Source organism: uncultured Streptococcus sp. (assembly GCF_938036805.1).
Lineage (GTDB): Bacteria > Bacillota > Bacilli > Lactobacillales > Streptococcaceae > Streptococcus.
The window spans coordinates 1-6348 of the sequence record NZ_CALHWC010000067.1 but is presented as its reverse complement, the minus strand read 5'-3'; the positions used below and the strand labels follow the sequence as shown (position 1 = coordinate 6348).

The following is a 6348-nucleotide window of genomic DNA, read 5'->3' as shown; positions in this document are numbered from 1 at the left end:
TAGCTGCGTCATAGCCCTTGAAGGTCCAGGTGCCATCGTTCACAGTATCTGTGTAAGTCGTTTGTGATGGTTGTTGAGCTGAAACAGAAGCACCATTCACATAAGTTGCACTGTCGCTTGGGGTCAATGCGGCGATCGCTGCTGGAAGAGACTTACCTGCTGTCTCACTCTCGAAGCGGTAAGTAGCTTGATACTTGTTAGCTTCAAAGGCCCATTTTCCTACAAACCCTACATTAGCCTTGTTAACAACGGCGCTAGATGCGTCATAGCCCTTGAAGGTCCATGTGCCGTCGTTCACAGTATCTGTGTAAGTCGTTTGTGATGGTTGTTGAGCTGAAACAGAGGCACCATTCACATATGTTGCACTGTCACTTGGAGTCAATGCTGCGATCGCTGCTGGAAGTGCTTGACCTGCTGTGGCGTTCTCGAAACGATAAGTGGCTTGATACTTGTTGGCTTCAAAGGCCCATTTTCCTACAAACTCTACATCGGACTTGTTGACAACGGCGCTAGCTGCGTCATAGCCCTTGAAGGTCCAGGTGCCATCATTGACAGTATCTGTGTAGGTCGCTTGCGCTGGTTGTTGAGCTGAAACAGTATTGCCATTTTCATAGGTTGCACTGTCGCTTGGTGTCAATGCGGCGATGGCTGCTGGAAGAGCTTTACCTGCCGTTGCGCTCTCGAAGCGATAAGTAGCTTGATACTTGTTGGCTTCAAACTTCCACTTACCTGTGAAAGTCAAATCAGCTTTTTTCACAATCTTACTTTTGGCATCGTAACCATCGAAGGTCCAAGTGCCGTCGTTCACATCATCTTTGTAAGTCTTTGTTGTCGGCTCTTCTGCAAAAACTCTCGTCCCATTGAAGTAAGTTGAGCCATCTTTTGGTGCTTTCTTCTGGATAAATTCAGGCAAATCAACACCAGCCGTTTCGCTTTCAAAAGTATAGCTTACATGATGCGGTCTAGGCGTTGCTTCCCAGATACCCGTAAATGTCACGCGCTTGCCATTATACGTCGCATTCTTCTGATCGTAACCTTTGAAGGTCCAGACATAGTCTTTTTCTTCTTCAACTACTGATTCTTCAGCAGGTTGTTTGGCTACAATGGTGTCTCCAACCTTATAAGAAGCCTCATCATTTGGAAGCATTCCCAAAATACTTTGTGGCAATGGAACACCTGCTTTAGAAGATTTGAATACATATTCTGGATTTGGAGTAGGCACCCAGCTTCCAAGGAAAGTCTGTCTACCTTTCGCTACAACGATTTTTTCTTTATCGTATCCTGCAAATGTCCATGTTACCTTGTTTGCTGTGTCAATATAAGTTGTTTCACTTGGTTGCTCAGCCTCTACTTCTGTAAGGAAGTAACCGCCCATCTTATAATCAATTGGGTTTTTCGGAGTTAACTTAGTGATATGATCTGGTAATACGAAATCAGGATTAGTTGATTGGAACTGATAGTCTATACCATTTGGCGTAAAGCTCCAAGATCCTGTGATGGTCTTCACGTTCGTACCTGCAATAGCTTTTCCGTATTTATCCGCGTCAAAACCATGGAAGGTCCATGTACCTGTCGGAACAGTTACTGTGGATATGTCAAGTTTGCTTGCATCTTTGTAATCGTCAGCTCGTGCAACGAAATCAGTACCAGCTGGAAGCATATCGCGAATCTTATTTGGAAGAGGATAAGCAGGAGTCGAGTTAGTAAATTTATACTCTAATCTGTAGATCGTATCAGACTGATCAGTAGGAACAAAAATCCATTTTCCTTTGAAGAGGACGTCTCCGTTCTCTACTGTTTTCTCGCGTGGAGAAATAGTCGTATTATCATCTTCATAGTAGTCATCAAAGATCCAAGTTCCTCTGCCATCAGGATCCTCAATTCTTGTTTTAGATGGCATTTTAACACGAGCTTTTTCACCTTTGACAAATTCTCTTTCGTAAGTGATTAGATCAAACAAAGTTGATGGTGGATAAAGCTCTTGACCAGAATCATCTTTTGAATCTGTATAGAAATCATAGTAAACACTATGCCTATTCGGTTCAAATTTCCAATGAACAGTGTAGGTAGAATCCTCATCGTCAGCTGGTTTCTCAACGTCCTCCTTTAGCTGAGGAATCTGCTGAGGAACCCATGTACCATCATTTTCATCATCGGCGTATGGACTGAGATATTGAATTGCATTATAGACATTGTCAGAATAATCTGATGGAGATGTCGTGATAGGGGCAGGGATTTGTGCCTTCAAATCATCGGGAAGGGTCTTCCCTGGGGTATCACTCACAAAGTCAAAGGAAACTGTCTTATCTCTGTGTGGTGTGAAGGACCAAGTACCGGTAAAGAGAACGGCATTTTTGTTGACTACCTTACTATTGGCATCATAACCTTCAAATTTCCAAGTTCCCTTGTTAACAAAGTCCATGTAGGTCGTCTTCAGGGGAGCTGTTGCAAGGACAGTATCGCCATTACTATAGTTTTTTCCAGTGCTTGGGATATAGGTCGTGATTTCCTCTGGGAGAGACAGGCTAGGGTCTTTGCTGACAAACTTATAGTTTTCTGGGTAGGTTCCCGGTGTAAATGTCCAAGTACCTGTGAACTTGAGATTCCATCCATCGTGCTCCCAGTCGCTCACTGGTTTTTTATCAAAATCATAGCCCGAAAAGTTCCAAGTACCACCGTTAGCTGCATCATAGTAGGAACCATTAAGCGGTTTAACAGACTGAACTATATCCTTGCCCTTCGGATATGTCTTCCTATCCATATATTTCCATTCACTTGGCGCATATACTGGCTTCAGATTATTGATCTCAGCAGGTAGTGATTTGCCAGCCGTTCCACTGACAAACTCATAAGTCGGTTTCCGAGGAACTGGTGTAAATGTATACGTCAATGGCACTATAACTTTTGGTATTGTCCCATGTGCAGCCGCCCGCTCCAGTTCACGATTGAAGGTTAAATCTATTACATCCTCCTCAAAGGTCCAATTCCCTTCATGTTCTGCATCATAGAAGGGTTTGTGGACACCTTGAACGTAATCGTAGCGCTCCAAGGCATCTAGCGTATCCACTATATCTTTAGGTAAATTCCTACGACGTTCATCAAACTGATTGAGAGAAAGCTTGTAATCGTATAGCTTACTTTCTAGATCCTTTATCTCCTTAGGAAGAGGTAAGTTATATTTGTCGTAGTATGAGGTCTTAGGACTACTTGGTAACTTATAAAAATTCTCCCAATCGTGCTGGTTCACAGCCTTGTAGGATACAATGACATCCTCAAAGTATTTCCAAGTTCCTACAAACTCCACATCGCCATGGTTTGCCACTTTACTTGGAGCATCAAAACCAGTCAAAGCCCAATAGCCTTTTCGGTTAGGATATTCTTCTGAAGTATAAAAAACCCAGTTAAATTCTCCTGCTTTTACTACTTCACCCTCAGCAAATCTTCTTTTATCTTCTGGACTCCAGTTTGCAACATAAGGTGGCGGAGTTTTTCCAGGCGAACCATTAACCGCTCTATAGGTAGCCTTGTATGGTGTTGGTGTATATTCCCACTTACCTGTGAAGACAACATCATCTTTGTCAATCACCTGACTATCATAGTCATAGCCCTTAAAGGTCCATCTACCACTTCCATCATTCTCTATATAAGTTGTTTCATCTGGCTGGATGGCCTTTACTGTATTACCCTTTTTGTAGATTTTTGTGTCCTGTGGCTTCAAGTAGTTCAGACCAATCGGAGCTGTTTTTCCTGGTGTAGCACTTTCAAACTCATAAAGTGCATGGCGAGGAGTCTTATCCTGATCTGGGATGACTTTCGGATTTTTATCACGAAGACCTGAATTGACAAAGTTCACGAGATTGCGATAAACTTTATCAATTTCTTCTTGCTTTGTTGCAGTTTGAAGCACACCATCAGCAGCTGTCATTACGCCATTCAAGATTTCTAGACTATCGTCTGTCTTACTTGAAAAGTCCTTGTTGCGCAAGTTTTTGAGGTAGTTCTCTAAAGTGCTCTTGTTTAGACTTGCATTTGCTGTCGCTGGTTGGGCAGTGGCTGCAGCTGGCTGGCTTGTGCCTGTAGCTGGCTGAGCATTTTTAAAGGCAGTCGAATCTGTCGCTTGACTTGTCTCTGTCGCAGCAGATGCAGCAGATTTCAATGAGGTTTGGTTATTCCCTTGCGTTTCTGTCTGTGCTGGCGCAGGAGCTGTTGTTGAGACAGCCTCTTTGCTTTCTACTTGCACAGGTGCAGAAGGCGTTACTGAGACAACCTCTTGAGTTTCTGGTTTCGCTGGTTCAGAAGTTCCCACCGAGACTTGATTTTCTGACTTGTTTTCCGCTTGAGCTGTAGCCACAAGCTCATCTGCATGGGCAACCTGACCCGCTCCAATCGCTGCGGGTGCAAACAAAAATCCAATCGCAAGTGATACAGTAGCAACTGATAATTTGCGGATTGAATACTTTATCTTTCTATCCTGAAAAGACATCTTTTCCTCCTTTTAGCTTTTTCGATAACTATTATAGCATAAAGAAGAGGAATTGCATATATTTTGAATTATTATTTAAGGGTTTATGATTACTTATAGGATAGGGAATTTACCCTATATAAATATAGGTATTTGCCTGTTTTTTTCAGTATAAATCATCTCATTCAAACAAAAAAGATTGAAAAAGATAGCTAGGCTATACTTCTTCAATCTTCTTGATTTCTTTATCGAGACGCTAGCAGTCAAATATTCTATTCGTCCTCCGCAGCAAAACCATCATTTCTAATCGCATACTGCTCTATAATGCCATTATCATCAAAGAGAACTCCGTGGAGGACTCCGCCATAAACAGCTCCGCCATCCATGCCAATCTTGCCATCCTCAGTCATCCAAAGCTGATCAGTTCCTGGTGCCTCATGCAAGAGGTAAAATGTCGGTGTATGGCCAAAGACAATTTTTTTACCAGTCTGATTACTGCCTTCGTGAAAAGGCGAGCGAATCCAAACCTTTTGATAATCACTGGTCTCTCGCCAGTCTTTCAGTTCCAAATCTAGACCAGCATGGACAAAAATGTACCGCTCTGTCTCCAATAGGAAAGGCATCTGACGAATAAAGTCGACTAAATCGGCCGCCTCCGTCTTAACACGTTCTGCATCCGCCACCCCGTCTACAGGAGCATTGAGTGGTCGGCCTAGAAGCGAATTAATCGTCGTATCTCCGCCATTGCGTCGGTAGTGGTCATAAGACTTTTCAGGATTGTCCAGCCAGGTCAGAAACATATACTCATGATTGCCAGAAAGACAAACAGCTCCTTCTTTGTCCACTAGGTCCTTGACCCGCTCCAAAACTGCTCGGCTATCCTCGCCACGATCGATCAAGTCGCCTAGAAAGACTAGTTGGCTGCGACCATCCCAGTGCTGGAGCAGCTCATCAAGCATACCAGCCTTGCCATGGACATCACCGATTGCAAAATATTTTGTCATAGTCGCCACTTTCTAAAGAAGACCGAAACACTCATGTCTCAGTCTCGCTTGTTTATTTTTTTAATAATTCTCTAGCCTGAGTCAAAGCAGCCTCCGTCACATCTTCGCCAGCCAGCATCTTAGCAACTTCCTGAACACGCTCGTCAGCCGTCAGCAGGCGAACCGTTGAGACGGTCGAATTCTCATCCGAAATCTTCTCAATAAAGAACTGATAATCAGCAATCGCAATGACCTGCGGCAGATGGGAAATAGCCAAGACTTGCCCGTTGGAGCCAATCTTGTAAATCTTCTGAGCGATGGCTTGAGCCACACGGCCAGAAACGCCCGTATCCACTTCGTCAAAGACAATGCTGGTCTTGCCTTCCTTACGAGAAAAGGCAGACTTGATAGCCAACATGAGACGGGAGAGTTCCCCGCCAGACGCAACCTTAACCAGAGGTTTGAAATCCTCGCCCGGATTGGCCGAGATGTAAAACTCTACTTGCTCATTGCCTTCACGGTTAAACTTTCCCTTAGTGAACTGCACTTTAAAGCGCGCCTTTTCCATGTAGAGATCCTGCAGCTCCTGCTTGATTTCTGCTTCCAGCTGGGTTGCTAGACCATGACGGGCCTGACTCAGCTCCTGGGCCAACTCCACCAGCTCTCTCTCCAAGAGCCTCAGCTCTTTGTCCATATCCTCTGAGGACAAGTTGCTACCAGTTAAAAGGCTGTATTCTTTGGAAATCTGAGCAAAATATTCCAGCACATCATCTACTTGGCCGCCGTATTTACGCGTGATGCTGTTAATCAAATCTAAGCGACTCTCCACTTGCAGCAGTCGGTCTCCATCAAAGTCCAGTCCATCTAAAATATCCTCTAGGCGCTTGCTGACATCCTCTAAGA

Annotated in this window: 2 protein-coding genes and 1 pseudogene; all 3 read right to left on the bottom strand. The window is 44.0% G+C overall.

Going from position 1 to position 6348, the window contains the following annotated elements:
* On the bottom strand, nt 1-4483 hold a 4483-nt coding region (locus Q0191_RS02780), incomplete at its 3' end, for an SHIRT domain-containing protein (protein ID WP_297663633.1).
* A gap of 251 nt (nt 4484-4734) precedes the next feature.
* Nucleotides 4735-5466 carry a metallophosphoesterase gene (locus Q0191_RS02775; RefSeq protein WP_297663631.1) on the bottom strand — a complete coding sequence of 244 codons (732 nt, stop codon included), beginning with the start codon at nt 5464-5466 and terminating at the stop codon, nt 4735-4737.
* A 52-nt stretch (nt 5467-5518) separates the two neighbouring features.
* Nucleotides 5519-6348, bottom strand: a pseudogene (locus Q0191_RS02770) (DNA repair protein RecN); the annotation flags it as partial.

Coding starts and splice junctions, on each gene's coding strand:
- Q0191_RS02775 (WP_297663631.1), bottom strand. CDS start 5,466: ATGACAAAATATTTTGCAATCGGTGATGTCCATGGCAAGGCTGGTATG.